Source organism: Xanthomonas pisi DSM 18956 (genome assembly GCF_001010415.1).
GTDB lineage: Bacteria > Pseudomonadota > Gammaproteobacteria > Xanthomonadales > Xanthomonadaceae > Xanthomonas > Xanthomonas pisi.
Window position 1 is genome coordinate 10,921 of record NZ_JPLE01000031.1, and the last position, 25,021, is coordinate 35,941.

At 67.6% G+C, this 25,021-nt stretch carries 17 protein-coding genes; 8 read left to right on the forward strand and 9 right to left on the reverse strand.

Translation table 11 applies throughout. The annotated features are described in order from the left end of the window. Positions 1–22: 22 nt before the first annotated feature. From Y887_RS08020 to Y887_RS08035, 4 genes are read right to left on the reverse strand one after another with little or no spacing between them, the layout of a single operon-like run. On the reverse strand, positions 23–2,722 hold the full coding sequence (locus tag Y887_RS08020; protein WP_046963841.1) for a bpX6 domain-containing protein: 2,700 nt from the start codon (positions 2,720–2,722) through the stop codon (positions 23–25). Further along, positions 2,715–4,565: a hypothetical protein gene (locus Y887_RS08025; RefSeq protein ID WP_046963842.1), complete on the reverse strand. Its 1,851-nt coding sequence runs from the start codon at positions 4,563–4,565 to the stop codon at positions 2,715–2,717. The genes Y887_RS08020 and Y887_RS08025 overlap by 8 nt, the downstream gene beginning before the upstream one ends. Next, positions 4,562–4,975 carry a bpX5 domain-containing protein gene (locus Y887_RS08030; protein ID WP_046963843.1) on the reverse strand — a complete coding sequence of 138 codons (414 nt, stop codon included), beginning with the start codon at positions 4,973–4,975 and terminating at the stop codon, positions 4,562–4,564. Before Y887_RS08030 ends, Y887_RS08025 begins: the two co-directional genes overlap by 4 nt. After that, the gene (locus Y887_RS08035; RefSeq protein ID WP_046963844.1) at positions 4,972–6,090 is read right to left on the reverse strand and encodes an AAA family ATPase; all 1,119 of its coding nucleotides are present in this window, start codon (positions 6,088–6,090) and stop codon (positions 4,972–4,974) included. The genes Y887_RS08030 and Y887_RS08035 overlap by 4 nt, the downstream gene beginning before the upstream one ends. 151 nt (positions 6,091–6,241) lie before the next feature. Between Y887_RS08035 and Y887_RS08040 the strand changes: the two genes are divergently transcribed. From Y887_RS08040 to Y887_RS08060, 5 genes are read left to right on the forward strand one after another with little or no spacing between them, the layout of a single operon-like run. Further along, on the forward strand, positions 6,242–7,153 hold the full coding sequence (locus tag Y887_RS08040) for an STM4015 family protein (protein WP_024937650.1): 912 nt from the start codon (positions 6,242–6,244) through the stop codon (positions 7,151–7,153). A gap of 19 nt (positions 7,154–7,172) precedes the next feature. Then, a complete protein-coding gene (locus Y887_RS08045; RefSeq protein ID WP_046963855.1) occupies positions 7,173–8,294 on the forward strand; it encodes an STM4014 family protein in 1,122 nt (373 codons plus the stop codon). After that, positions 8,287–9,105, forward strand: coding sequence for an STM4013/SEN3800 family hydrolase (locus Y887_RS08050; protein WP_046963845.1), 819 nt, complete (start codon positions 8,287–8,289; stop codon positions 9,103–9,105). The genes Y887_RS08045 and Y887_RS08050 overlap by 8 nt, the downstream gene beginning before the upstream one ends. After that, on the forward strand, positions 9,102–10,463 hold the full coding sequence (locus Y887_RS08055; RefSeq protein ID WP_046963846.1) for an STM4012 family radical SAM protein: 1,362 nt from the start codon (positions 9,102–9,104) through the stop codon (positions 10,461–10,463). Before Y887_RS08050 ends, Y887_RS08055 begins: the two co-directional genes overlap by 4 nt. 7 nt (positions 10,464–10,470) lie before the next feature. Then, positions 10,471–11,322: an STM4011 family radical SAM protein gene (locus Y887_RS08060; RefSeq protein WP_024937646.1), complete on the forward strand. Its 852-nt coding sequence runs from the start codon at positions 10,471–10,473 to the stop codon at positions 11,320–11,322. A 159-nt stretch (positions 11,323–11,481) separates the two neighbouring features. Here the strand turns inward: Y887_RS08060 and Y887_RS08065 are convergent, their stop codons facing one another. Further along, complete coding sequence (locus tag Y887_RS08065) at positions 11,482–12,138, reverse strand: YceH family protein (RefSeq protein WP_024937645.1); 657 nt, start codon at positions 12,136–12,138, stop codon at positions 11,482–11,484. Between the two features lie 282 nt (positions 12,139–12,420). Between Y887_RS08065 and Y887_RS08070 the strand changes: the two genes are divergently transcribed. Then, positions 12,421–13,386: an HAD family acid phosphatase gene (locus Y887_RS08070; protein ID WP_046963847.1), complete on the forward strand. Its 966-nt coding sequence runs from the start codon at positions 12,421–12,423 to the stop codon at positions 13,384–13,386. Continuing rightward, positions 13,383–14,114, forward strand: coding sequence for an orotidine-5'-phosphate decarboxylase (pyrF, locus tag Y887_RS08075; RefSeq protein WP_046963848.1), 732 nt, complete (start codon positions 13,383–13,385; stop codon positions 14,112–14,114). The genes Y887_RS08070 and pyrF overlap by 4 nt, the downstream gene beginning before the upstream one ends. Before the next feature lie 252 nt (positions 14,115–14,366). Here the strand turns inward: pyrF and Y887_RS08080 are convergent, their stop codons facing one another. The 4 genes from Y887_RS08080 to Y887_RS08095 all read right to left on the reverse strand — a co-directional run bounded on the left by Y887_RS08080 (position 14,367) and on the right by Y887_RS08095 (position 23,582). Next, positions 14,367–15,887, reverse strand: coding sequence for a tryptophan halogenase family protein (locus Y887_RS08080; protein ID WP_046963849.1), 1,521 nt, complete (start codon positions 15,885–15,887; stop codon positions 14,367–14,369). A gap of 110 nt (positions 15,888–15,997) precedes the next feature. Beyond that, positions 15,998–19,027, reverse strand: coding sequence for a TonB-dependent receptor (locus Y887_RS08085; protein ID WP_046963850.1), 3,030 nt, complete (start codon positions 19,025–19,027; stop codon positions 15,998–16,000). A 303-nt stretch (positions 19,028–19,330) separates the two neighbouring features. Beyond that, complete coding sequence (locus Y887_RS08090; RefSeq protein ID WP_046963851.1) at positions 19,331–22,363, reverse strand: TonB-dependent receptor; 3,033 nt, start codon at positions 22,361–22,363, stop codon at positions 19,331–19,333. Between the two features lie 166 nt (positions 22,364–22,529). Then, the gene (locus tag Y887_RS08095) at positions 22,530–23,582 is read right to left on the reverse strand and encodes a LacI family DNA-binding transcriptional regulator (protein WP_046963852.1); all 1,053 of its coding nucleotides are present in this window, start codon (positions 23,580–23,582) and stop codon (positions 22,530–22,532) included. Positions 23,583–23,987: 405 nt separating this feature from the next. Between Y887_RS08095 and Y887_RS08100 the strand changes: the two genes are divergently transcribed. After that, positions 23,988–24,962 carry a hypothetical protein gene (locus Y887_RS08100; protein ID WP_046963856.1) on the forward strand — a complete coding sequence of 325 codons (975 nt, stop codon included), beginning with the start codon at positions 23,988–23,990 and terminating at the stop codon, positions 24,960–24,962. Positions 24,963–25,021: the final 59 nt, after the last annotated feature.

Consider the following 25,021-nt stretch of genomic DNA (forward strand, 5'->3'; position numbering starts at 1 on the left):
TGGCGTCTTGGGATCTTGCGCGCTAGCCGAGGAAGGACAGGGCGTGGGTCAGCGAGCGGTCGGTCTGCAGATCCAGCAGGCGGCCGTGCGCGTCATGCAGCAGCAGGTGGCCGGGCTGCTCGCGCACCTTGACCGCGATGCCCGCAGGCCAGTCCAGCGACGCCACGATGCCGCCGTCATGGTGGCGCACCAGGAAATAGCGCGCGCCGTGCGGCCAATGCAGGCCAACCAGGAATCCCCGTTCAAGCGCCACCACGCTCGATCCATCCGGCGCGCCGGATGCGTCGCCGCGGTGATGCAACCGGCACTGACGGGCGTTGCCGAGGTGCTGGTAGTGCAGGCAGATGTCGCCATCGGGATCGGTGCGCACCTCCGCTTGCTGCACGCTGCCGAGCCGATGCGCGAGCACGGGCGTTTGCGGGTCCACGCGCAGGGGATCGCGCGCCTTGAGGCGTCGCTCGGGCAGGCTGTAGGTCCAGTCCTCCAGCTGCTCGCGGGCCTGCACCAGATACACCTCGCAATCGCTGAAGAATCCCGCCGCAATCACCGGGCCGGGCAGGTCGCCGACATGCCACAGCACGCTGTGCAGATCCTTGTCGGTATCGACGACCAGCAGCCGGTTGTCGACCACGATGCTCCAGCCGATTCCGCTGTAGCTGGGCGCGGCGTATTGCAGCGCGATCTGGCCCAGGTCGCGCACCGCGTGGGTGATCAGATCCAGCCGATGGACGGTGGACACGCGCTCGCGGGGGGCGATTGCCAGGGCGACCTGTCCGCTATCGGCGATGACGACTCCGAATGCAGGCGCCGGGTAGCGCCGCAGCAGGCGCCCGTGCGTGTCCACCACCGCCGCACCGGCTTCGCCCAAGGCCAGCAGATAGCGGCGATCCGGGAGTGCGGCCACGTCGTGGATGGCCGCCAGGCCGGCCTGCGGTGCCTGCAGGTGCACGGTGGTGGCGCCTTCCCATAGCCTGGATTGGCTGGTCGCGGCGCGTGGTTTGAAGGCTGGGATATCGGCGCTGAGCAGAGGGTCCTTGGCCAGTTTCAACAGCGTGGTCAGATCGCCGACGGACAGGCTGTTGCGTGCGAACGCATGATCGGCGGCGATCGCCGGCAGCAGCTGCCGCGCCAGCTGTTGCAGCGAGCGGTTGGGGGAAGCATCCACCAGCAGCGCCGCTGCTATTTCACTGCGCGGTGCGGCGTCGGCGGTGGGGTCTGCAAGCGCGGCGATGCGCTCGGCATAGTGTTCCAGCGTGTCCGGCAACAGCTGCGCGCGCTTGACCAGGGCGCGTGCGCGCAGCGTGCTGCCGGCCTGTTCGGCGGCCAGCAGCCACTGCGCGGCCTGGTTGCGCGCCGCGTGCAATGGCCACACCGCGTCCACGGCGGCCAGCCAGTCGCCGGCCTGCACCAGTGCCTGGCCCCATTCCAGCCGCAGCGCGTCGGCCAGTGCGCGGTCGGTGCCGTGCAGCAGCTGGATTGCCGCGGCGAAGGCGCCATCGCGGCGCGCGACCTGCACGGCACGTGCATGGTCGCCGGCCAGCATCAGCAGCCGGATGATCATCGCCGCCGGCATGTCCCAGCCCAGCGCCAGCTCTGCGGCCTGTGTGTAACGGGCGTGCTTGACCAGATAGTCGAGCGCCTCATGGCGCGCATTGAGCAATTCGGCCAGGACGAACACCGCACGATCGATCTGCCCCTCGCGGTCCAGGCGCGCGAATGCGCTGCGATAGGTCGCGCGCAGATGCGCCTGCAGGTCTTCGCCCAGACCGATGCTGGTGCCGGCGCCGCGCGTGCGCGACAGGCTCAGGTCGCTGCGCCGCTGTGGCACCCCGAACGCCTGCCCCAAGGACTCGCCCACGCCATCGAGCGGCAGCGCATTGCGCAAGGCTTCGTCCAGATCGCCGTTTTCGAACTGGCGCAGCATCCGGCGCATGTAGGCACCCTGGCGATGTCCGACCAGGCCGGCCAGCCGCGAGGCAACCAGTGCGCGGGCAAGCCGCGTGCGCCAGGCCGAGACCGCTGCAGCGCCCCGGCGTGCCGGCACGCCGGGGCGCTGCCCGGTGGCTGCGGATCGGTTCGATGCCGACGCATGCGCGTTGCCCAGCGTGCGCTGAGCGCGCGCCAGCAGGCGTTGCCACAGCGTGCTGTTCTGCACCTCGGGGCGCTGCGTCTTCAGCGCGCGCAGAAATGCATCGCGCTCTGCGCTGGCTGGCGGGACGGCATCGCCCAGCAGTTGCCGCAGCGGTTTGCCGCGCAGCCGGTTCACCTCCAGCGGTGGCGCGCTCGGGCTGCAGTCGTAGGGCGTGTGCAGCGGGTAGCCGGTCATGTCGATCGCCTCGGCAGGATCCAGCGGTACCGCCTGGTGCCACTGCAGCGCGATCACCTGGGCGCCATGCACCAGACCGATATCGGCGGGGGGCAACTGCGCCGCCTCGGCGGCGGTCAACGCGCCGGAAAACAGGCCGCCATGCGCCTGGCACAGCGCCAGGCCGGGCGCCTGCTCGCAGACCAGCGCACGCGGCGCGGCGAAGCACAGCACATCGCCGTCGGCGAAGCGCAGCGCCCGGCTGCCCGGTTGCCAGGCGCGCACGAGCCTGGCCAGGCGCTGCTCCGGGCCGAGCCACGCCGCCGAGAACCACAACGCCGACACCATCTGGTTGCCGTGCCATAGCGGGTACCGCACGCTGCCGCCAGCGTTGTGCGTGCGCGCGGGGCTAGTCATGGCCGGGTTGCTCTGCCTGGCCTTGCACGACCATCAACGGGGTCAGCCCGCCATCGCCCAGGATCCAGGCCTGCCCCTGCAGGGTGACCACGGCGACCCGCGCGCCATCGCTGGACACCGCCGCAGCGCTGATCTCGCTGGCGGCGCGATGCAGGGTCCGGCGCCCGGTGGCCCCGATGGCAAGCAGTGCGCGACGATCGGCGCGCAGCACCAGCAGCAGGCTGTGTTGCGGCGCGTCGGGGTCGCCGATCAGGCCGATCGCCCTGTCGCCGGAGGCCACGATCGCCTCGAATTCCTGGAAGCCATCGGCCGGCCCCCCGTGCAGTACCCGGTAGGCCAGCGAGCGGTCGCCACCGGCCTGGCGGCTTGCCCGTTCCAGGGCGATGGCGCCACGCCATTGGCCCTCCTGGACCAGGTTGCGCAGCAACACGACCGGCGGACGCGACCCCAGCGCCAGCTGCAGGACGAGGTCCTGCTTGCCGGTGCGATGCAGGCGCAGCAGCCGCAGTTCGCCCGCGACATGGGTGGCGTAGACCGCGTGCTCGGCATCGCCTTGCGCCAGCGCCACCACCTGCCCGGCGATCTCGCTGCCGTGCGCAACCCGCTGCCGCTGGGCGCTCTCACGCGTCCACGACATCAGCCGGCCGTGCTGGTCCCACAGCAGGAACCGCTGCGGCTGGCCGCCGCTGTTGAGCCACACGCACGGACGCAGCCGCACCTGGCCGGGTACGGGGCAGATGCTCTGACCGCCAGCCTCGATGGAGCGGGGCATGCCATCGAGATTCCAGCACTCGGCCTGCTGACCGATCGCGACGATGCCGCCCACGTGCTTGTTCTGCGCCGCAAGGCACAGCAGCTGTCCGCCCTGCGTCCATTGGTGATAGCGCGGCGCCGCCCGTTTGACGCTGTCGGCGGGCTGCACCTTCACCATCGCGCTGCGGTAGCCGTCTGCCAGCAGCAACGCGACATGGCTGCCGTCCGGGCTGAACAGCGGTGCGTGGCGTAGCGAGAACTTGCCCTTGACCACGTGTTTTGCGGTGTCGGCCTCGGCGGGGCGTTGGGTGTCGATGAAGTGCCCGCGCAGCAGCTGCGTGGCGGCCATGCTGGCAGGCACCGGCAACAGGCTGCTGCGGGTGCCGTGGCGCGTCTGCAGCCCCACCTGCAGATGCGCATCGGCTGCAGGCGCGATGCTGGCCTGGTGGTGGAACGGTGCTGCGCGCACCGGTTGCGCGCCGATCCACCAGCACTCGCTGGTGGTCGGCGTGGCGGTTGCCAACTGCGTGGCCCAGGCATGCGCGTGCTGCGTGCCGGTCGCCTCGAAGGTGCGGCCCTGCAACAGCTGCTGCAGCCGGGCGGGGCTGTCGGCGTCGTGCAGCTCGCCGGGCAGATGCGCCAGGCCCCAGACCAGGCGCGCATTGGCCGCCTGCGCACGGCGTGCCAGCAGGATCCACAACGCGATCTGTGCCAGGCGCGGTGCGCCCCATTGCGCCGGGCCGGCATCGAAGATCGCCACCAGGCGCGCATCGCGCGTGCGGGTCTGCATCCGGGGCACCAGGAACAGGTGCTCGGCGTGTGCGGCGCGGCGCAGGAATTCCTCCGGCAGTGCGTCTGCCAGTGCCCACTCGCTCAGCAGCAGGTGCTCGTAGCTGCCGCGCCGACGCAGATCGTCGATGCCGTCCGGCTCGCTGTCGCCGTCTTGGCGGCGCAGGCGACTGGCGCGGCCGAGCAAGGGGTCCAGGCGCACCAACCAGGGGCCGAGCTGGGCGGCGATGTGCGGGTCGAACCAGTCCAGCCACAGCCGCCAGGGCTGTAGCGGTGCAGGCATCTGCAGCACGGCGCTCACGCGGCCTCCCAGCGCTGACGGATCTGCGCCACGACCTCGGCACGCGCCGGCAGCAACCGATGCAGCGGCAGCACCAGTGCCGGTGAGCGCAGCAGCAACAGCGGCTGCGCCCCATGCTGGCGCCGCAGCGCACGCTCCAGCAGTTCCAGCGGCAGGTCGGGACGTTCGGCGGTGGGCAACCACAGGCCGGCGGCGTCCGCGCGCGGCGCCACGTACTGCACGCCGTCGGCCCAGGGGAGCTGCGGCGCAGGGCCGGTCAGCAGCAAGGCCTGCGCCGTGGCGGTGACCAGCAAGCCCGCGCCGTCGGACAGGCGCGCCCATGCCGCCAGCAACCCGCGTGCGGCATCGCCCACGCCGATCACCCCCTGCGGGGCGACCGGCACCGGCTCGTCCTGCCACGACCAGTTCACGCGCCGCTGCCGATCTGCTCGATCAGGCGCGTGCGTTCGTGGGCCAGCTCGGCCGGCAGCGAGGCGGCCGTGAAGTTGGCATCGATCTCGCGCAGCAAGGCTTCGGCCATGGTGCGCGTGGCGGGATTGTGCTGATCCTGCAGGCAGCACTGGGCGGCCTCCACCAGCCGGGCAGTGCGCGAGAGCGGTTGCAGGGCGGCCTGTTCGACGGCCGCGCGCAAGGTGGGATTGGTGGCGGCGGCCAGGGTGCCGCGCAGCAGGTCGCGTGCGCTGGCTTGCTGTTCGCGGGTCGGCAGCACATAGAACAGCGGCCACAGATCGGCCTCGCTGGCCTGGGTGCGTCCGGCCAGCACGCAGGCGGCGGCGATCAGCCGCTGGGTCTTGACCAGGCGACGGTCCGACAGCTGCACGCCTGCGCCGCGCAATGTCCGGATCGCTGCGGCGAGCGCCGTGCGTGCGCCATCCATATCCACCGCACGTGCCTGTTCGCACAACAGGTCCAGGTCGGCCAGCCCGGCGACCGGCTGCAGCGGCGCACGCTCGGCCTGCCATCCGCCGGACAGCAGCGCTTCGAGCTGATGGTCCGCCACCGGGTCGACGAACAGATGCAGCAGGAAGCGGTCGCTGAAGGCCGCCAGCGCATCGTCGTCCGGCAGCGCGTTGGCCGCGCCCACGCACAGGCGCAACGGGCAGTGCAGATCGGTCTGGCCACGCCGGAAGCGGCGTTCGTTGAGCAGCCCGAGCAAGGTGTTGAGGATGGCGGTGGAACCCAGGAAGACTTCGTCGAGGAAGGCGATGTCGGCTTCGGGCAACATCCCGGTCACGTCGATCTGCACGCTGCCCTCGCGCAATTTGCGCAGGTCCACCGGGCCGAACAACTCTGCCGGTTCGGTGAAGCGGCCCAGCAGATATTCGAAATAGCGACCGCCCAGTGCGGCGGCGACGCGCCGCACGACCGCGCTCTTGGCGGTGCCCGGCGGGCCGATGATCAGCAGATGTTCCTGCGCCACCGCTGCGAGCACGATCAATTCGGCCAGCTGATCGCGCTCGATCAATCCGGTCGTGGCGGCCTGGACGGTGGCGCGAATGCGCGCGGCGGCGGGATGGGCGTGCATGCGATCGGTCCTTCGAGCAAAACGTGCGGCGCGGTGCAGGCACCGGTGGCCGCCTGTGGAACGGGTGATGAAGCGGTGGCGCGTGGCATTAACGAGGCTGCCACGAGCGTGCGGGTATCCTGTGCGCTCACCGAGCCAGGGAGGCAATGCAATGACGATCGGCGAGTATTCGGAATTCTATCGCGGCAAGCGCGTGGTGGACTTCAGTGTGGACCAGCCCGCCAGCGGCGGCGACGTGGTGTACCGGCTGCGCCAGGACTACGAAGGCGAAGGCAGCCAGGCGGAGTTGCTCGACAGCCTGCTGGCGCAGGTCGACCCGGCCAGCATCCAGGCATTGATCATCGGCCCCTGGCGCGAGTCCTACGAGGAAGGCCCCAGCGGCTATCTGCAGCGGCTGATCGAACGCCGCGACGAACTGACCGCGCTGCGCGCGCTGTTCGTCGGCGACATGGTCTGTGAGGACTGCGAGGTGTCGTGGATCATCCAGACCGACTACACCCCGCTGCTGGCCGCATTTCCGGCGCTGCAATCGCTGCGCGTGCGCGGTTCGTCCAAATTGGCGCTGACCCCGTTCACGCATACGCAGCTGCAGGAACTGGCGATCGAATGCGGTGGGCTGCCGTCAGCCATCGTGCAGGCGATCGCCGACTCCACGCTGCCGGCGCTGCAGCACCTGGAGCTCTGGCTGGGCGTGGAGGATTACGGCTACGACGGCGATCTGGGCACCTATCAGCGGCTGCTGGCAGCCATCGGCCCGGAGCGTCTGCGCTATCTGGGCCTGCGCAATGCAGCCAACACCGACGAACTGGCGAGCTGGCTGGCCACCCAGCCGTGGCTGGGCAGCCTGGACACGCTGGACTTGTCGCTGGGCACCATCGGCGATGTCGGCGCGCGGGCCCTGGTCGAAAGCACGCAGCTGGGCCAGCTGCAGCGGATCGATCTGAGCCATCACTACATTTCTGCCGACTGGCAGGCCCGGCTGACGACGTTGCCGGTCACGGTGATCCTGGAAGATCCCGAAGAGGAAGAAGAAGACGAGCGCTACGTCGCTGTCTCCGAATGACGTGAGCGCGCATTGGGTCGTGGTGGGGCCACGGGACAGCCGCAGGGTTGCTGCCCTGCAGCAGGCATTGCAGGCGCAGGGACAGCCTGCGGCCAAGGTGTTCGATTATCTGCAGCTGCTGGACACCACAGCGCCGTTGCAGGAGTGGCTGGCGCGGCATCCGGCCGCGCTGGTCAAGCTGGAATCGCCGGGCGAGGCGCCGGGCTTGCATCAGGCGCTGATCGTGCGCGGTTGGCAGTGTCTGGGCCGGCCTGGGCCGGCACCTGCGCCATTGGCGCATGGCGAACTGGCGCATCAGCATCTGTGGCACGCGGGGTTTGCTGACCTGTTTGCGACCTTGCCGGCGGCGCGCTATCTGAATCCACCGGCGGATCTGCTGGCAATGACCGACAAGCTTGGCTGCCAGCAGCGCCTGGCTGCGGCAGGCGTCACCGTGCCTGCCCTGCTGGGCACGGTCGACAGCTACGCCAGCCTGCGCGAACGCCTGCAGGCGAGCGGCTGCAACCAGGCATTTCTCAAGCCGCGCTACGGATCGTCCGGCGCGGGGGTGCTGGCGTATCGCTGGCACCGCGATGGGCGCCAGATCGCCAGCGGCTCGGCCGAGCTGGTGGTGCAGGACGGCCAGGTGCGGGTGTTCAACGCATTGCGCCAGCGCCGCTATACCCGCACCGAGGAGATCGCGCCGCTGGTGGATGCGATCGCCGCGCAGGGCGCTTACCTGGAGCGGTGGATTCCCAAGCCGCGCGCGCCTGGCCTGCCCGGCTATCACTACGACCTGCGCGTGATCGCGTTCGACGGTGCGGCGCGGCAGCGTGTGGCGCGTGCCAGCCGCGGCCCGCTGACCAATCTGCACCTGGGCAACCGGCGCCTGCCGGCGCAGGCCTGGCAGCGTGCCGACGTGGATGCGGCGGTAGCCAGCACCGTGGCGCAGGCGGCCAGCGCGTTTGCCGACTGTCGCATGATCGGTTTCGACCTGATCCAGCGCGCCGGGTGCTGCCATGTGCTGGAAGCCAACGGCTTTGGCGACCTGCTGCCGCAGCTGCGCTGGCAGGGGCGCACGACTTACGAGGATCAGGCGGCACTTGGCGCCACCGTCGGCAGCGCCGCCGACACCGATTGCGAGAACCGCCGGCATGGTTGAGACGCTGCCGGACATGCGCGCCATCGTCGGTGCGTACGACATCGTGCTGATCACCTTGGATACGCTGCGCTACGACGCTGCGCAGCGCTGTTTTGCACAGGGCGAGCTGCCGGTGCTGGCGCCGTACCTGCCGGCCGATGGCTGGGAGCGGCGGCACACGCCAGGCAGCTTTACCTACGCGGCCCACATGGCCTTTTTCGCCGGGTTTTTACCCACCCCTGCGCGCCAGGGCCCGCACCCGCGCCTGTTCGCGCTGGCCTTCGACGGCAGCGAGACCATCGTCGCGCAGACCCAGGTGTTCGCCGACAGCGGCGATATCGTCGATGGGCTGTCGCGCTGCGGGTATCACACGCTGTGCATCGGTGGCACCGGCTTCTTCAACAAGGCCAACGCGCTCGGTGCGCAGTTGCCCGGCCTGTTCGGCGAGAGCCACTGGTCGCCGGCGTTTGGCGTCGCTGCCGCCGATTCGACCGAGCGCCAGGTCGCCCTGGCCTGCGCACGCCTGGGCGATCCCGCCCTGCGCGATACCCGCTGTTTTCTCTTCATCAACGTCTCGGCCCTGCATCAGCCCAATTGCCATTACCTCCCCGGCGCGGTACGCGACGACTTCGACAGCCACTGCGCCGCGCTGCGCTATGTGGATGCGGCGCTGGCGCCGTTGTTTGCCGCACTGCGTGCGCGTGGTGGTGCGTTTGCCATCGTCTGTTCCGATCACGGCACGGCCTACGGCGAGGATGGCTACCATGGCCATCGCCTGGCCCACGAGGTGGTGATGACCGTGCCTTATGCCCATTTCCTGGTGACCCCATGAGCCTGCCTTCGTTGGCCGAGTTGCTGCGCCAGCCGCCCTATCAGGCCTATTCGTACTCGTATCCGCACAAGACCAGTTACCGGCCGCTGCAGCCGGCCGTGCCGTTGTCGCAGGTCTGGGCCGACGAACCCCGGCAGGCGCTGTTTCTGTACCTGCATATCCCGTTCTGCTCGTACCGCTGCGGGTTCTGCAACCTGTTCGCGCTGGCACGCCCGGCAGCGGCGCAGGTGGAGGCCTATCTGCTGCAGATGGAGCAGCAATTGCGCGCCACCGTGCAGGCCTTGGGCACGCACCGCTTCGTGCGCTTTGCGATGGGCGGCGGCACGCCGAGTTATCTGACTCCTCCGCAATTGCAGCGCGTGTTCGACATGGTGGCGCAGCACGCGACGATTGCGCTGGACACCATTCCGGCCGGCATCGAGGTCTCGCCGGAAACCGTGGATGCCGAGCGGCTGCGGGTCTGCCGGCAGGCCGGCATCGATCGGGTCAGCATGGGCATCCAGAGTTTCAGCGCCGCCGAAGTGAGCGCACTGGTGCGGCCGCAGCAGCGCGACACGGTGGAGCGGGCGATCGCCACCATTCGCGCCCAGGACATCCCGACGCTGAATCTGGATCTGATCTATGGCATCGCCGGGCAGACCGTGGACAGCTTCCTGGCCTCCATCGACAGCGCACTGCGGCATGCGCCCGAAGAGCTGTATCTGTATCCGCTGTACGTGCGGCCGATGACCGGCCTGGGCCGGATCGAGGCCAAGAGCGGCGGGCGACGCAGCTTCGTGCTGCAACCCGAGCCGCTGGACGAGCGCCTGGTGCTGTACCGGGCCGGACGCGATCATCTGCTGGCGGCCGGCTACACGCAGGTCTCGATGCGCATGTTCCGCGCCCCGCATGCGCGCGATAGCGACGCGCCGGTGTACTGCTGCCAGAGCGATGGCATGGTGGGCATCGGCTGCGGCGCGCGCTCGTATACCGCCGGCCTGCATTACTCCAGCGAATACGGTGTCAGCCGGCGCTCGGTGGCGGAGATTCTCGATCACTACCTGGCGCGCGATCCGGCCAGCTTCGCCTGCGCCGACTACGGCATCGCGCTGGATGCCGACGATGCCATGCGGCGGCATGCGATCCAGTCGTTGCTGGTGTTCCCGGGGCTGGACCGCGACGACTTCCGTCAGCGCTTCGGCCTGGATTGCCTGCAGGCCTTGCCGCAGCTGCAGGAGTTGCTGGCGCTGGGGCTGGCGCAGCAGCACGGAGCACTGTTGTCGCTCACCGCCGCAGGCATGGAGCGGGCCGACACCATCGGCCCGTGGCTGACCTCTGCGCCGATTGTCGAGCGCATGCAGCAGTACCAGGTCGGGTAAGCGGCCGATGCATCTGTCATTGCTCTATCGGGGACGGCTGAGCAGCTGCAATTACGCCTGCGATTACTGCCCGTTCGCCAAGACCTACGACAGCCCCGCCGCGCTGCGCCGCGATGCGCAGGATCTGGCGCGGTTCGTCGGCTGGGCGCAGGCACAGACGCGGCCGTTGTCGATCCTGTTCACGCCCTGGGGCGAGGGTCTGGTGCGGCGGCATTACCGCGACGCGATGGTGCAGCTGAGCCAGTTGCCGCAGCTGCGCCGCGTGGCGATCCAGACCAACCTGTGCACAGGCATGCGCTGGCTGGACGCGGCCAATCTCGACCGCCTGGCGCTGTGGTGCACCTACCATCCCAGCCAGGTGACGCGCGCGGCCTTCCTGCGGCGCTGCCAGGCATTGCGCGAACGCGGCGTGCGCCACAGCGTGGGCATGGTCGCCTCGCACGCGCACATGGACGAGATCGAGGCGCTACGTGCTGCACTGCCTGCCGCCACGCCGATGTGGCTCAACGCCTTCGATCCGCGCCCGCCGAACTACTACACGCCCGAGCAAGTGCAGCGTTTGAGCCGGATCGATCCGCATTTCGGCTATAACCTCGCCCCGCCGCCCAGCTTCGGCGCGCCCTGCCTGACCGGCGAGTCGGTGCTGTCGGTGGATGGCGATGGCACCGTGCGGCGCTGCCACTTCGTCGCTACGCCGCTGGGCAATCTCTACGACGGCAGTTTCGCCGCGCAGCTGCGTGCCCGCAGCTGCCCCAATACGCGGTGCGATTGCTTCATCGGCTATGTGCATCGGCCGGACCTGCCGTTCCAGGCCGACTATGCGGGCGGCGTGCTGGAACGGGTGCCGGCGACGGTGTGATCCGTCAGTGCCGAGCGGTGACCTGCCCGGAGCGGCTCGCACCGTGGCGGGCAGTTGTCAGGGACGGCGCGCAGTTACCGCAGTGCACGCGCGGGCCGTGCCGCACCAGGCATTGGCCGCGTGCGACTGGCGGCGGGGCGAGCGCTTCGCTTCCTGCGCTTACTCGCCCAGGCGGGTAAGCAGCGCGGTCACCTGCTCGCGCAGTTCCTGCACTTGCTCTTCCAGGCTCTGCACGCGCGCTTCCAGGGCAGCGCTGTCGGCGCCGCGCGGCGTGCTCTCGCGCGTGGCAGCTGCGGCCTGCAGTGCGTCCAGATCCAGCTCGCCGCTGAGCAGATGCATGTAGCGGTCCTCGCGCTGGCCGCTGGCGCGCGGCAGTTGCACCGCCAGGCCGCGCTGGATCAGCCGGTCCAGGTGATGGCGCACGTCGTCGGCATCGTTGAAGCGCGCCAACCGCTCGCTACGCGCGAACAGCTCGCCCAGCGTCTGCGGGCCGCGCAGCAGCAACAGGCCGATCAGGGCCACCTGCTGGCGCGTCAGATCCAGCACGCTGCCCAGCCGGTGTTCGTAACGCTCGGCGCGCGAGGAGAACTGCTGGCGGACCAGCCCCAGGGTTTCGAGTTGACGCAGGGCGTGATGCACCACGCCGGTCTGCAGGTTCAGCACCGGCTCGCGTGCGGTCTTCTGGTTGGCGGCCACCTGCGCGGCGTTGACCGTGAGCGGATACGCATCCGGCGTGGTCGCCTCTTTTTCGATCAGGCAGCCAAGCACGCGGGCCTGGGCGGTATCGAGGACGGGCGGGGAAGGTACATCTGTCATGGGGGCGACTCCGGGGCAATCAGCGCACAAGCATATGCCGATCCTGCATTGGCGTTCTTCAGGCCGCGATCCCATGCAGGGCAGCCAGAGCGGCAACGGGATCGAAGCGGCCGTCAGTCGTCGCAGGCGCATGAAGCACGCGTGCAACGCCAGCAAATCCCACGGTGGCCACGTCGCCGTGCGTGCGCACGTGCCGCTGCCCCGCAGCACTGCCGTCGGCCGGAGCGGGCGGGGCGGCGCGAACCCGCTAAAATCGCGGTCTTCATTGCCGCTCCTGTCCTGGTGGATGCCATGCGCCCCTCGCTTTACGCCCCGTTGTCCCTGCTCGCCTGCACTGCGCTGGCCCTGAGCGCCTGCAAACCCGGCGATAAGGAGCTCGCGCAGCGCGCGCAGGACGCGGCCGTGTCCGCCAATGCGGCCGCCGGCGCCGCCGCAGCCAAGACCGCCACGCCGCCCGCAGCCGCCACCGTGCCGGCCGGCGACGACAACCTCAACGCGGTGCTGTGGATGCAGCGCTCGGAGGAATACCGCGCCGTGGCCGAGCAGACCTACCGCGCCGCTGCCGACAAGCTGGACGCTGCGCTGAAGCAGCCCAACTGGGACGCGCTGGTGCCCGAGGAACGCGGCAATGCCGCCACCGGGCTGAAGCCGGCCGTGGTGCTGGACGTGGACGAGACGGTGCTGGACAACTCGCCGTACCAGGCGCGCCTGCTGCGCTACGGCAAGGAATACGACGAGCTGAGTTGGGACCAGTGGGTGGCGGAGAAGAAGGCCACAGCGATCCCGGGCGTGGTGGATTTCGCCAAGGCCGCCAACGCCCGCGGCATCACCCTGGTCTACATCTCCAACCGCGCCGTGCACCTCAAGGACGCCACGCTGGCCAACCTGCGCAGCGTCGGGCTGCCGGTGGCCGATGACAGCGTGTTCCTGGGCCTTGGCACCGTGGTCCAGGGCTGCGAGCAGAACGGCAGCGAGAAGAACTGCCGGCGCCAGCTGGCCGGCCAGAAGTACCGCGTGCTGATGCAGTTCGGCGACCAGCTGGGCGACTTCGTGCAGGTCACCGCCAACACCGGCCAGGCGCGTGGCGCGCTGCTGCAGCAATACCACGACTGGTTCGGCGAGCGCTGGTGGATGCTGCCCAACCCCAGCTACGGCGGCTGGGAGCCGGCGCAGTTCAACAACGATTACGCCCAGCCCTGGCAGCAGCGCCACGATGCCAAGCGCGCCGCGCTGGAGGTGGCCCGATGAGCCGCGCCCCGTTGCCGCTGGCCGCGCATGAGCGGCTGATCTTTGCGCTGGATGTGCCCGGCCACGACGAGGCGATCGCCTGGGTCGACCGCCTGGGCGAGTCGGTGTCCTTCTACAAGATCGGCATGGAGCTGCTGGCCTCTGGCGAGTACTTCCAGGTGCTCGACGCCCTGGCCAGGCGCGACAAGCGCGTGTTCGTGGACCTGAAGTTCTTCGACATCCCGGCCACCGTGGCCGGCACCATCCGCCGCCTGGCGCAGTGGCCGGTGAGCTATTGCACCGTGCACGGCTGGCACGCCGGCATGCTGCAGGCCGCCGCCGAGGCCAACCACGGCGACATGCGCCTGCTGGCGGTGACCGTGCTGACCTCGATGGGCCGGCCGGACCTGGCGGCGATGGGCATCGACCGCGAACCGGTGGAGGTGGTGGTGGAGCGCGCGCTGGCCGCGCAGGCCGCCGGCATCGACGGAGTGATCGCCTCCGGCCAGGAGGCCGGCCCGATCCGCCGTGCCACCGGCGCAGGGTTTTCGATCGTCTGCCCCGGCATCCGCCCCGGCGGCCCGGTCGGCGACGATCAGCAGCGCACCGTGGGTGTGGCGCAGGCCTTCCACGACGGCGCCGACGCCATCGTGGTCGGCCGCCCGATCCGCCTGGCTGCCGATCCGGCCGCTGCGGCGAATGCGATCCAGGCCGAGATCCAGGCAGTGCTGCGAGCGGAGCAGCACTGACGGAGCATGGGGATAGTGCACGCTGCGCATGGTGCAAGCGAGCAAAATCAATAAGTTAAAGCGATAGAATTAAAGTGTTGCTTTAACGTTAAAGCCTGCGTACGATGCCCCTCGTCCGATGTCAGTCGGAAGCTGTGCCACTCATTGTCCACCGGGCTTGTCCCGGTTTTCGAAGGGATCGGGCCTTGTGCCCGGTCCTTTTTTTTGCCTGCCGATCGGTGCTTGCAGCGACTGCGTCGGCGGTGCCGTCGCTCAACGCGGCGCCGCTGCCTTGCAGTAGCGATCAATGAACTGCTGGTGGGTCGGCATGACGTCCACGCAGTGGCCGATGGTCTGCGCCACGCTGGCCAGGAAGCGTTCGGCGTCGTGATCGGGCACCTGGTCCACCAGCGGGTGGTAGCCCCGCGGCAGGATGCCCTGGCCGACCATCACCTGCACCCAGCTGATCTCGGCGAACATCTCCTCGGCATTGCGGTAGAAGCGCCCGCTGTCGCGGAACAGGTCCAGCGTGGTCTGCAGCTCCGGGGTGATCGGCATGGTGCGGCAGTGGCGCCAGAACGCGCTGTCGTCGCGCTCGGTGGCGTGGTAATGCAGCACCAGGAAATCGCGGATGCGGTCGAACTCGAACGCCAGCCGGTTGTTGTAGCGCTGCACCAGCACCGGGCTGATGCCCTCGCGCGGAAACAGCTCCAGCAGCCGGGAAATGCCGGCCTGGATCAGATGGATGCTGGTCGATTCCAGCGGTTCCAGGAAGCCGCTGGCCAGGCCCAGCGCCACTACATTGCGGTTCCAGAACTGCTTGCGCCGGCCGGTGGTGAAGCGCAGCGGGCGCGGGTCGGCCAGCGGCTTGCCCTCCAGGTTGGCGAGTAGCGTGGCGGCGGCTTCGTCGTCGCTGATGTGCGCGCTGGAGTACACATAGCCGTTGCCGGTGCGGTGCTGCAGCGGGATGCGCCACTGCCAGCCGGCCGCGCGCGCGGTGGAGCGCGTATACGGCGTGGGCGGGCCGACGTTTTCGCTCGGCACCGCCAGGGCGCGGTCGCAGGGCAGCCAATGGGTGAAGTCGTTGTAGCCGGTGTGCAGCGCTTCTTCGATCAACAGCCCGCGGAAGCCGGAGCAGTCGATGAACAGGTCGCCGCTGACGACCTGCCCGGAGGCCAGCTGCAGCGATTGCACGTGGCCGCTGTCCGCATGCAGCTGCACCTGCTCGACCAGGCCTTCGATACGGGTGACGCCGCGCTGTTCGGCGTAAGTGCGCAAGAAGCGCGCGTACTGCGTGGCATCGAAGTGATATGCATAGGCGATATTAGCCAGCGGCGAATTGGCCGGCACATCGCCGGCCGAGGTCATGAACTTGCCGCGCACCGCGGCCACGGTGTTGAGCGTATAGGCACCCAGCGGCTGCGCCTTGCCGCGCGCGTGCTGCTTGATCCAGTACTGGTGGAACGGCAGCAGCCCGAGCGGGTGCCCGATCTGCGTACCGAACCCGTGGAGATACGCCGTGCCCGGGCGTTGCCAGTCGACGAACTCGATACCCAGCTTGAAGCTGCCCTGGGTCTGGCGCACGAACTCGGCTTCATCGATGCCGAGCAGGTTATTGAAGGCCTTGATGTGCGGCACGGTGGCTTCGCCCACACCGACGGTGCCGAGCTGTTCGGACTCGATCAGCTGCACGTTGAAGGTGGGGCCAAGCACGCGCGCGAAGGCTGCGGCGGCCATCCAGCCGGCGGTGCCACCACCGACGATGACGATGTTGCGAAGTGGAGCGGGGATCATGCTGCATTCGATCCTGTACGAAAGTGGAAACCATCAACAAGCGAACGGGGCCAATCGGCCCCGTTCGGATCATATGCCAGCACAGCGCAGTCACACGGCGTTGGGCTGCATCAGAACTTGGCGCCAACTTCCAGCACGACACTGCGTGGCACGTAGCTGATTTCGCCGTTGTCGACCACGGTGATATCGGGCTGCAAACGACCGTCGCTGCCGAAGCTGTTGTACTGGTACTGGGTGAAGTTCTTGAAGTTGAAGGCGTTGAGCACGTTGATGCGTGCGTTGAGCTTGAAATCGCCCACCACCGTGAACTCCTTGTTGGCCTGCAGGTCCACGGTGCGGTAGCCCCAGATCTTGCCACCCAACAGGAACTTGCCGTTGCCCGGCGGGGTCACGCCCACTGCCTGGCAGGTGCCACCGTCCGGATCGGTGAAGCCGTAGCAGGCGATCGTGTTGATCGGCTCGGGCGTTGCCAGCACCAGCTTGGCACCGAATGTCACGCCCCACGGGCCATCGATGGAGCCGGATGCGACGAAGCGATGTGCCGACACGGCATCGGACTTCACGAACGGATAGTCGCGGATGGTGGCTTTGTCGAACGCGAACGGCTCGTCGATGGTGCGGTTCTGGCGCGCGCTGGTGTGGGTGTAGGACAGGTTCAAGCCCCAGCCCGATTCCTTGGTGTAGGGCTTCTCGGCCGACAGCAAGACCTGGCTGCTGCGTTGCTCCAGGCCGTTGTAGCCCAGGATGGTGTTGCGGTAACCCGGCACCGGCTCGCCCCACGGCACGCTGCCATTGGCGTCGAAATACGCGCCGTTCGGGTAGCGGTTGACGAGGCTCATCACCAGACCATCGTAGGCCAGCACGCGCTGGAAGGTGACGTCGGTCAGCCAGTCGCCTACCTGATTGCTGATACCGATGCTGTACTGATCGCTGTACGGAGTCTTGAGCTTGTTCTTGAACATGAAAAGCTCGGAGCTGTCGTTAGTGCCCGGGATGGTGTTGAGCTGATCAATCCCGCTGAGATACCCCGGGTTCCACGGCGTGCATACGCGGTCATCGCGGAAGCAGGGCTGCCCGCTGGCGGCATCGCTGAAATACACCACCACCGGCGACAGCGCAGCCTTGACCGATTCCAGCGCGAGCTGTTCGAACAGGTTGCGATCGTAGGAGCGGCCGGCACCGCCATGCAGCACTGCACTCTCGTCGCCGAAGAAGTCGTACGAAAAACCGAAGCGCGGCGCCCAGGCATCCTTGAAGTTCTTACGGTTGTTGCCGGTGCTGATGTAATCGGCCACGTTGATGCCGCTGGGCAACAAGCGGTTCGCCCATGGCTGGCCCGGGTTGTCCGGATCGTCGGAATACAGCGCATTGATAAACGGCTGCGAGGTCACGAAGTCGGTGTACGCCGGTGTGTCTTCGTAGTCGTAACGTACGCCGATGTTGAGCATCAGCTTGTCGTTCACCGCCCAGTCGTCCTGCAGGTAGATGCCGTACTGCTTGGACGGCGATTCCACCACCGGCACCTGGCCGGGATTGTCGAACGCGCGGATGTAGCGCACCTGGAACGGAACCGGCGCGATGCCGTTCTGGCCAACCTCATAGCTGAACTGGGGGTTGAGCGAGCTGGACTCGCGCGAGGTCAGCTTGATGTCGCGATAGGTCACGCCGGTCTTGATGGTGTGCTCGCCATGCCACTGCAGCGCGTTGAAGGTGAGATCGTTCTGGAACGACCAGCCCTTCTGACTACGCAGTTTGAAGTCTTCGCCGCTGGCCGCGCCGGTATTGAGGAACACCCACTGGCGCGGATCGGCCTCGGTACGGTCGATGTAGGTATAGATGGACCCATTGCCAGTGCCGCGCGGCGTCGGCACGTTGCGCGAATCCTCGGTGGTGAGGATGGCTTCGTTGAACCAGCTGTCGGCACTATGCTGCCAGCGCAGGCTGGTGCGCTTGTCCTTGTTGATCTTGTCCACCGCGCGGTCCGGTGCGTTCTGGCCACCGACATTACTGACCTGGGTTTCGTCGCGGTACTGCGTTGCCAGCTCGATACGATCGTTATCGGTGGGCTCGAAGTCGATCTTGCCGAAGTACAGGTCTTCGGTGAACGGCATGTTGGACGCACCGAACTGATCGCGCAGGTTCGAGGGCAACAAGCCGACGAAGGGCGAGGCTTCGGCACTGGGCTGCACGCTCTTCGGCGCTACATTGTCCTTGCCTTCGTAGGCGAAGAAGAAATGCATGCGGTCCTGGATCAGCGGCCCGCCGATGGCAAAGCCGTATTCCTTGGTTTGCGAGTCGACCTTGCCGTTCTCTTCGTCCGGACGCTCCTTGCGCAGGTCCTGGTTGGTGAAGCGGTAGAACGCCTCGCCGTGGAACTCGTTGGTACCGGACTTGGTGGCCGCGGTGATGGCCGCGCCGCTGATCTGGCCGTACTCGGCCTTGTAGTTGGAGGTGATGACCTTGTACTCGCCGATGGCGAGCTGCGGGAACGGATTGCCCTGGGTTTCGTCCTGGCCGGCAATACCGCCGCCCGAGACGTAGCTCTTCTGGCTCACACCGTCGATATACAGATTGCTGGAACTGGCGTTGGATGCACCGCCACGCAACTTGGTGTTGCCGTCCTGGTCGATGGTGAACACCATGCCCGGCACGGTGTCGGCAAACTCCAGGAAGTTGCGCGTGGCCTGCGGCAACTGCTGAATCTGCCTTAGCGACACCGTGTTTCCCACCTCCGACGTCTTGACGTCACGAATCATCGGCGCGCTGACCGTCACCGTGTCCAGCGTGGTCGCATCGCCGGCCGGTGCGGCCGTCTCGGCGCCCAGGTCGACGGTGGCGCTGGAGGCGACCGACAAGGTGACCGTGCGGCTGACGCCGTTGGATTCGACCTTGTAGGTGCCCGGCTGCAAGCCGACGATGGTGTAGTTGCCGTTCGCATTGACCGGCGCGCGACGCACCGAGCCGGTGGCGAGGTTGGTGACGACGACTTCGCTGCCGCTCTGTGCGGAGGCGACCTGGCCGCGCAACGTGGCGTTGCTGGACTGGGCCATGGCCGGGGTGGTGGCGAACAACGAGGCAGCCAGGGCGCAGCACAACAGGCTGCGTGCCGGCAGGGTGGAGACGGTGCGGTGAGTCTTCATGACTTTCCCCCTCCCAGGGGTAAAGCGCGAACCAGTGAAGTGACTGGCGCGTCGAGGTTGGTACTTTGATGTGAGTGATACGGGGACAGCAGGCAACGCAACAAACGACAGCAACTGCAAACAAAAACCACAGACCAGCAAGCGTTGCAGCACACACAGCGCGTCAGTGCGCGCGCTGCACGGCATGCACCGCGCCGGACCAGTAAGCGTTACCAGTCCAGAACGGCGCGATCTTCGTGGGGGGAAGAAGGACGTGTGCGAAACCTGCGGTCTGCAACAGTCGTCGAAGACCGCAGGGCCGGCTTACCAGATGATGCGGGCGCTCAAAAACAGGGTGCGCGGCGGGGTGGAGATCGCGCCGTACTGGTTGATGCTCACGCGTGGGTTGTACACGCCGGCATCGCCCCAGTCGATGGCGTACTGATCGTAGTTGCGGAAGTTCAGCGCATTGATCAGATCGCCGCGCACCTGCACGGTGAGCGCCTCGGTGACATGCATGTCCTTGGACAACGACAGATCCAGCTGGCGCGTGCCGAAGATGTCGCCGCCGGCGATGAACTTGCCGCCCGGTGCGTCCACCGACACGATGCGGATGTTGTCCGACGGCTGGCCGCCGTACTGGTCGAACGACACCGCCTCGTTGCGCGGCGCCACTGTGGCCAGGGTCAGCTTGGCCGAGGCGCTGATGCCCCAGAACAGATCGTAGATGCCGGTGAGCACCAGCCGATGGCGTGGCACCGAGTTCAGATCCAGGAACGGGTAGTTGGCGATGGTCGCGGCATCGAAGCCGTACTGATCGTCGTTGCCGCGGTTGCCGCGTGCGCGCGAGAACGTATACGCCGCGGTCAGGCCCCAGCCGCTTTCCTTGGTGTAGGCTTTGTCGGTGGACAACAGCAACTGCGCGGTCTTGGTTTCGACACCGTTGTTGCCGATGATCAGGTTGCCGAAGCCCGCCGGTGCCTGGGTCCATGGCTGCGCACCGGCCTGGAAGAAATCGCCATTGGGATAGCGGTTGCCCAAGGTCAGGATCAAACCATCCTTGCTGTGGATGTACGACACCGTGGCCGAGTTGCTCCACTCGCCCACGCGGGTGCGCAGGCCCAGCGAATACTGGTCCGAATACGGCGTCTTCAGATCGTTGTTGAGCAGATCGATCTCGCCGTTGCGCACACGTGCATCGACCAGTCCGCCCAGGCTGTCCGGGTTGCTGACAAAGGCCGGGTTGAAGTTGGTGCAGGTGCCGACGGCCGGGGTGCAACCGGAGGACTCGACGAAGCGGATGGTGTACTGCGACAGCGCCGACTTGACCTGCTCCAGGCCCATGATGTCGAACAGGTTGCGGTCGTAGCTGCGCCCGGCGCCGCCGAACAGCACCAGCGATTCGTCGCCACGGAAGTCGTAGGAAAAGCCCAGGCGCGGCGCGAAGTTGTTGTTGTCCTGTTTGCGATTGCGGCCGTTGCTGATGTAGTCGTTGATGTTCACGCCACCCTTGGCCAGTTGTTCGGCATAGGTAGCGCTGACTGCCGGGTCGGTGCCGGGGCCGTTCAACGCGGCGATCACTTCCGGCGGCGTCACGTTGTCCAGGTAGGACGGAATCTTCTCGCCGTCCCAGCGCACGCCGATGTTCAACTGCAGCTTGTCGTTGACGTCCCAATCGTCCTGCAGGTACAGGCCCAGCTGCTTGCTGGTGGTGGTCACCGACGGCGCGGCGCCGGCGAACGGCAGATTGAAGCGCACCTGGTAGGGAATGGGCGCGGTGCCTGCGCCATCGGTCACCGCGTAGTAGAACGACGGATTGGCGGCGGAGTTTTCGCTCTGGGTCAGCTCCACTTCCTTGTACTTCACGCCCATCTTGATGACGTGGCTGCCGTGCCACTCGATGTTGTTGAAGGTCAGGTCGTTCTGGAAGCTCGGGCCTTTTTGTCCCTTGCGCTGAATCGCCAGGCCGCTGGTGGCATCGTCGTTGAGCAATACGTCGTCTTCGGCGGTGCCGCGCGTATACACGGTCTGGCTGCCGATGGTGTAGGCGGTCGGGTTGAACAACACGTCCTCGTACGACAGCCGCGCTTCGTTGACGTAGTTGGCGCCGAAATGCTGCCAGCGCAGATCGTAGCGATCTTCGCTGTTGAGATTGATCTTGGCGGCGATGGCGGTGTTCTGGTCGCCCACGCTGTCGCGGCTTTCTTCGTCGCGCACCTTGGCGGTGAGCTCCAGGCGGTCGTTGTCGCCGATGTCCCAGTCGATCTTGCCGAAGTACAGGTCTTCGTTGAACGGACGGGTGACCGAGCCCAGGCGACTCTGCACGCCGGCCGGCAAATCGTCGCTCAGTGCGCTGAAGGCGTCCGGCACTGCGACCGGGTTGGCCGAGACCTCGAAGCCCTTGCCTTCGTAGCTGAAGAAGAAGTGCGCCTTGTCCTTGACGATCGGCCCGCTGAGCGCAAAGCCGTATTCGTCCTGGTGGGTCTTGCGCTTGCTGCCGTCGGCATTGGGTGCCCCGGCGCGCTCGTCGGCCTGGCGCGCGCGGAAATCGGTATTGGTGGTGCGCCCGAAGATCTCGCCGTGGAATTCGTTACCGCCGGACTTGGTGGAGGCCACGATCGCCGCCGACCCCACCTGGTCGAACTCGGCCTTGTAGTTGGAGGTGATGACCTTGTACTCGCCGATCGCCAGCTGCGGGAACGGGTTGCCCGCGCTCTGCTGCTGGCCGGAGACGCCACCGAACAGGTAGCTCTTCTGGCCCACGCCATCGATATAGACGTTGACCGCCGAGCTGGCCTGGGCACCGCCGCGGATGCGGCTGTTGCCGTTGGCGTCGGTCTCGAACTGCATGCCCGGCACGGTGTCGGCAAATTCCAGGAAGTTGCGCGTCAGCTGCGGCACCGTGTTGATCTGCTTCAACGAGATATTGGTGCCCACCTCGGAAGTCTTGACCTCCTGCAGCGTGGTGGCGGTGACCTGCACCGCGTCCAGCGTGGTGGCGTCGCCGGCCGGAGCCGTCGCTTCGCCGCCGCCGCCCAGATCCAGGCTGACCGACGAGGCCACCGACAGGGTCACGGTCTTCTCGGTGCCCGGGCCGGCTTCCACCTTGTAGGTGCCCGGCGGCAGGCCCACCAGCGCATAGGTACCGTCCGCACCGGTGGTCACCCGTCGCACTGCGCCGCTGGCGACATTGGTCGCGGTCACGGTGGTGCCTGCCTGGGACGTGGCGACCTGTCCGCGCAAGGTGGCATTGCTGGACTGGGCCATCGCCGGAGCGGCGGACAACAGCGAAGCGGCGAGGGCGCAGCACAACAGGCTGCGTGCCGGCAGGGTGGACACGGTGCGGTAGCTCTTCATGACTTTCCCCCTCCCAGGGGTCAGGCGCGTACCGGCAAAGTGGTCGGCGTGGCGCGGGTGGTGCGTTGTTTCAAGGACTGCAGGACGGCAACAAACAAACGGCAGGCGTTATAAAAAACATAAGAAACCGCAAAGAATTCGTGAAGATGCGACGTGGCGCATGTGTCTAGCCTCCAGCCGCGCCACGCGGGGCACTGGATGCACGCACGATCAGCTCGGGCACCATTTCCGAAAACGCCGGCGGTGCGGCATCGGCGGGCGGCGCGGGCGCATCCACCAGCTGCTGGCCGAGCAGCAGGCGCAGCGCACGCGCGCCCAGCCCGGCGATGTCCACGCGCATGGTGGTCAGCGCCGGCAGCACGTAACGCGCCATCGGCACATCGTCGAAGCCGGCCAACGCGATGTCGTGCGGCACCTTCAACCCGGCATGGCCGAGCGCGAACAGGCAGCCCAGCGCCATCATGTCGTTGGCGGCGAACACCGCGTCCGGGCGCGCGTCCTGGGCCAGCACCTGCCCGGCACGGTAGCCGGACGCCTCGTCGAAGTTGCCCGGCAACACCCACGGCTGCGCGTCGGCATCCAGCGCCAGCTCGTCGCGATAGCCGCGCAGGCGCTCGTGCGCATCGAAGTTGTCGGCCGGGCCGGCGATGAAGGCAATGCGGCGGTGGCCGCTGTCGCGCAGGTGGCGTGTCATCACCCGCGCGCCGCCGTAGTTGTCGACATTGAGCACCGGACGCTGGCTGGCGCTGCCGGCGCAGTTGAGCAGCACCGCCGGCAGGCCGCCGGGCAACGCGTCTTCATGCACGCCAGAATCGCCCAGCGACGGCGACATCACCACCACGCCATCCACGCGCCCGGGCAGGCGTTCGAGTGCGCGGCGCTGCGCCTGCGGGTCGCCGTGCGAACTGGACACCAACAGGTGGTAGCCCTGGTCGCGCGCCACCTGGTCGATGCCGCGGATCAATTCGGAAAAGAACTCGCCATGCAGATCCGGCAGCACCACGCCGATGGTGTGGGTGCGACGGCTGCTCAGGCTGCGCGCAGCGTGATGGGGGATGTAATTCAGCGCCCGCGCCACCTGCAGCACGCGTTCGCGCACCGACTCGGCCACGTGCTGATGCCCGTTCATGGTGCGCGACACCGTGGCCACCGAGACCTGCGCCTCGCGCGCGACATCCTTGATGGTGACGCTGCCGCCTTCCGAACGTGGCCGACTCATGGCGCTTTCTCCAAAACAAGGCGGTGGCGGCCGCACGCCAGCACAGGGCGCACGGTCTGCTGGCGCAGAACGTTCGTGTCGCACAGGCTCATGAATGTCATCGGCCCCATCCGATGGCGACCTCGAAGCGAGATGGCGCGCACGCTAGCAGGAACTGCAAGCGCTTACATGATGCGCCGCAGCATTGCGCCAAACATAGCTGGGACAAGGGTTGTGACCTGATTGGTGGACAAAGTTGTCCGAATAAGACAACAGCAGCCAATGTTGGACACCGGCTGACATCGCGCGGGAACTACGAAAAAGTAACATCTTTGAACCATACCGTGGCGCACGGTCGTGCCGCGCCTTGCCGCCAGTGCATTCAGACAGCAAGATGCGCCGATCGATCAGGGGAACATCGTGCGCATGTCGCCATTTACCGTCCGCGCAGGCCGGTGTCAGTCCATCGCATGGGTGTTGCTGGCTGCGCTGTGCGTCGGCGGCTGCCAGCGCAACGACACTGCCGCCCCCTTGCCCGGCGCCAACGCCGAACCGGCGGCCGCAATGCAGTCGATGACCCTGCCGCTGCGGCGCAACGATCTGGTTGCGTACGCGCGGATCCGGGTGACGCCAGCGCAATACACCCAGCTGGAAGCGGCCTGGCGTAGCGGCGCCAGCCGCTGGCCGCTGACCGAGCTGCCGCTGCCCAACGAGGTCGGTGCGCTGCTGGGGTCGTTGTCGGCGCCCGATGCCGAGCGCCGTCTGCAGCAGGCCTTCGACGCGCAGCTGGCCGGGCAGTCGCGCGGCATCGCCCAGGCGGCGCAGTCGCTGGGCCAGTTCGGCGTGCAGTACCTGCGCAGCCGCAACGATTACCAGCCCGAGCAGCGCGCCCATTACGTGCAGTTGGTCGACGCGCTGAGTGCCTGGGCGGCCACCGCGCCGCTGGCCGATCGCCCGCGCGCCAAGGCCAGCATCGCCGACCTGGTGGCTGCGGCCCGCGCCACCGGCATCACCTCCGACGCCGACCTGCAACGGCTGGGCATGGAAGAAAGCCTGCGCCGGCTGGGGCCGTTCTGGGCGGCGTGCAAAAAGGTGCTGGAGCGCTACGACCTGTCGATCGACACCAGCCTGGACGCGCTGCGCACCGGGTTGATCAAGCAGGACGGCGATAGCGCCCAGGTGCGGCTGCGCTATCCGCTGGCCGCGCACGCCATCGACCTGACCGTGGCGCTGATCAAGCGCGACGGGCACTGGTACCAGCAGCAGACCCAGAACGAGATACAGGCGCTGCTCGACGCCATGCCGGCCCCGCCCTTACCCGATGCTGCGGCAGTCCCCGATACCGCACCGGCGGCGCCTGCACCGGCCACGGACGCCGGGCAACGCCCGGCTGGGCGATAATGACCGCGATGCCAGAACAGAACCCCCTGCCGTTTCCGGACGGCCAGCCTGCCCCGCCC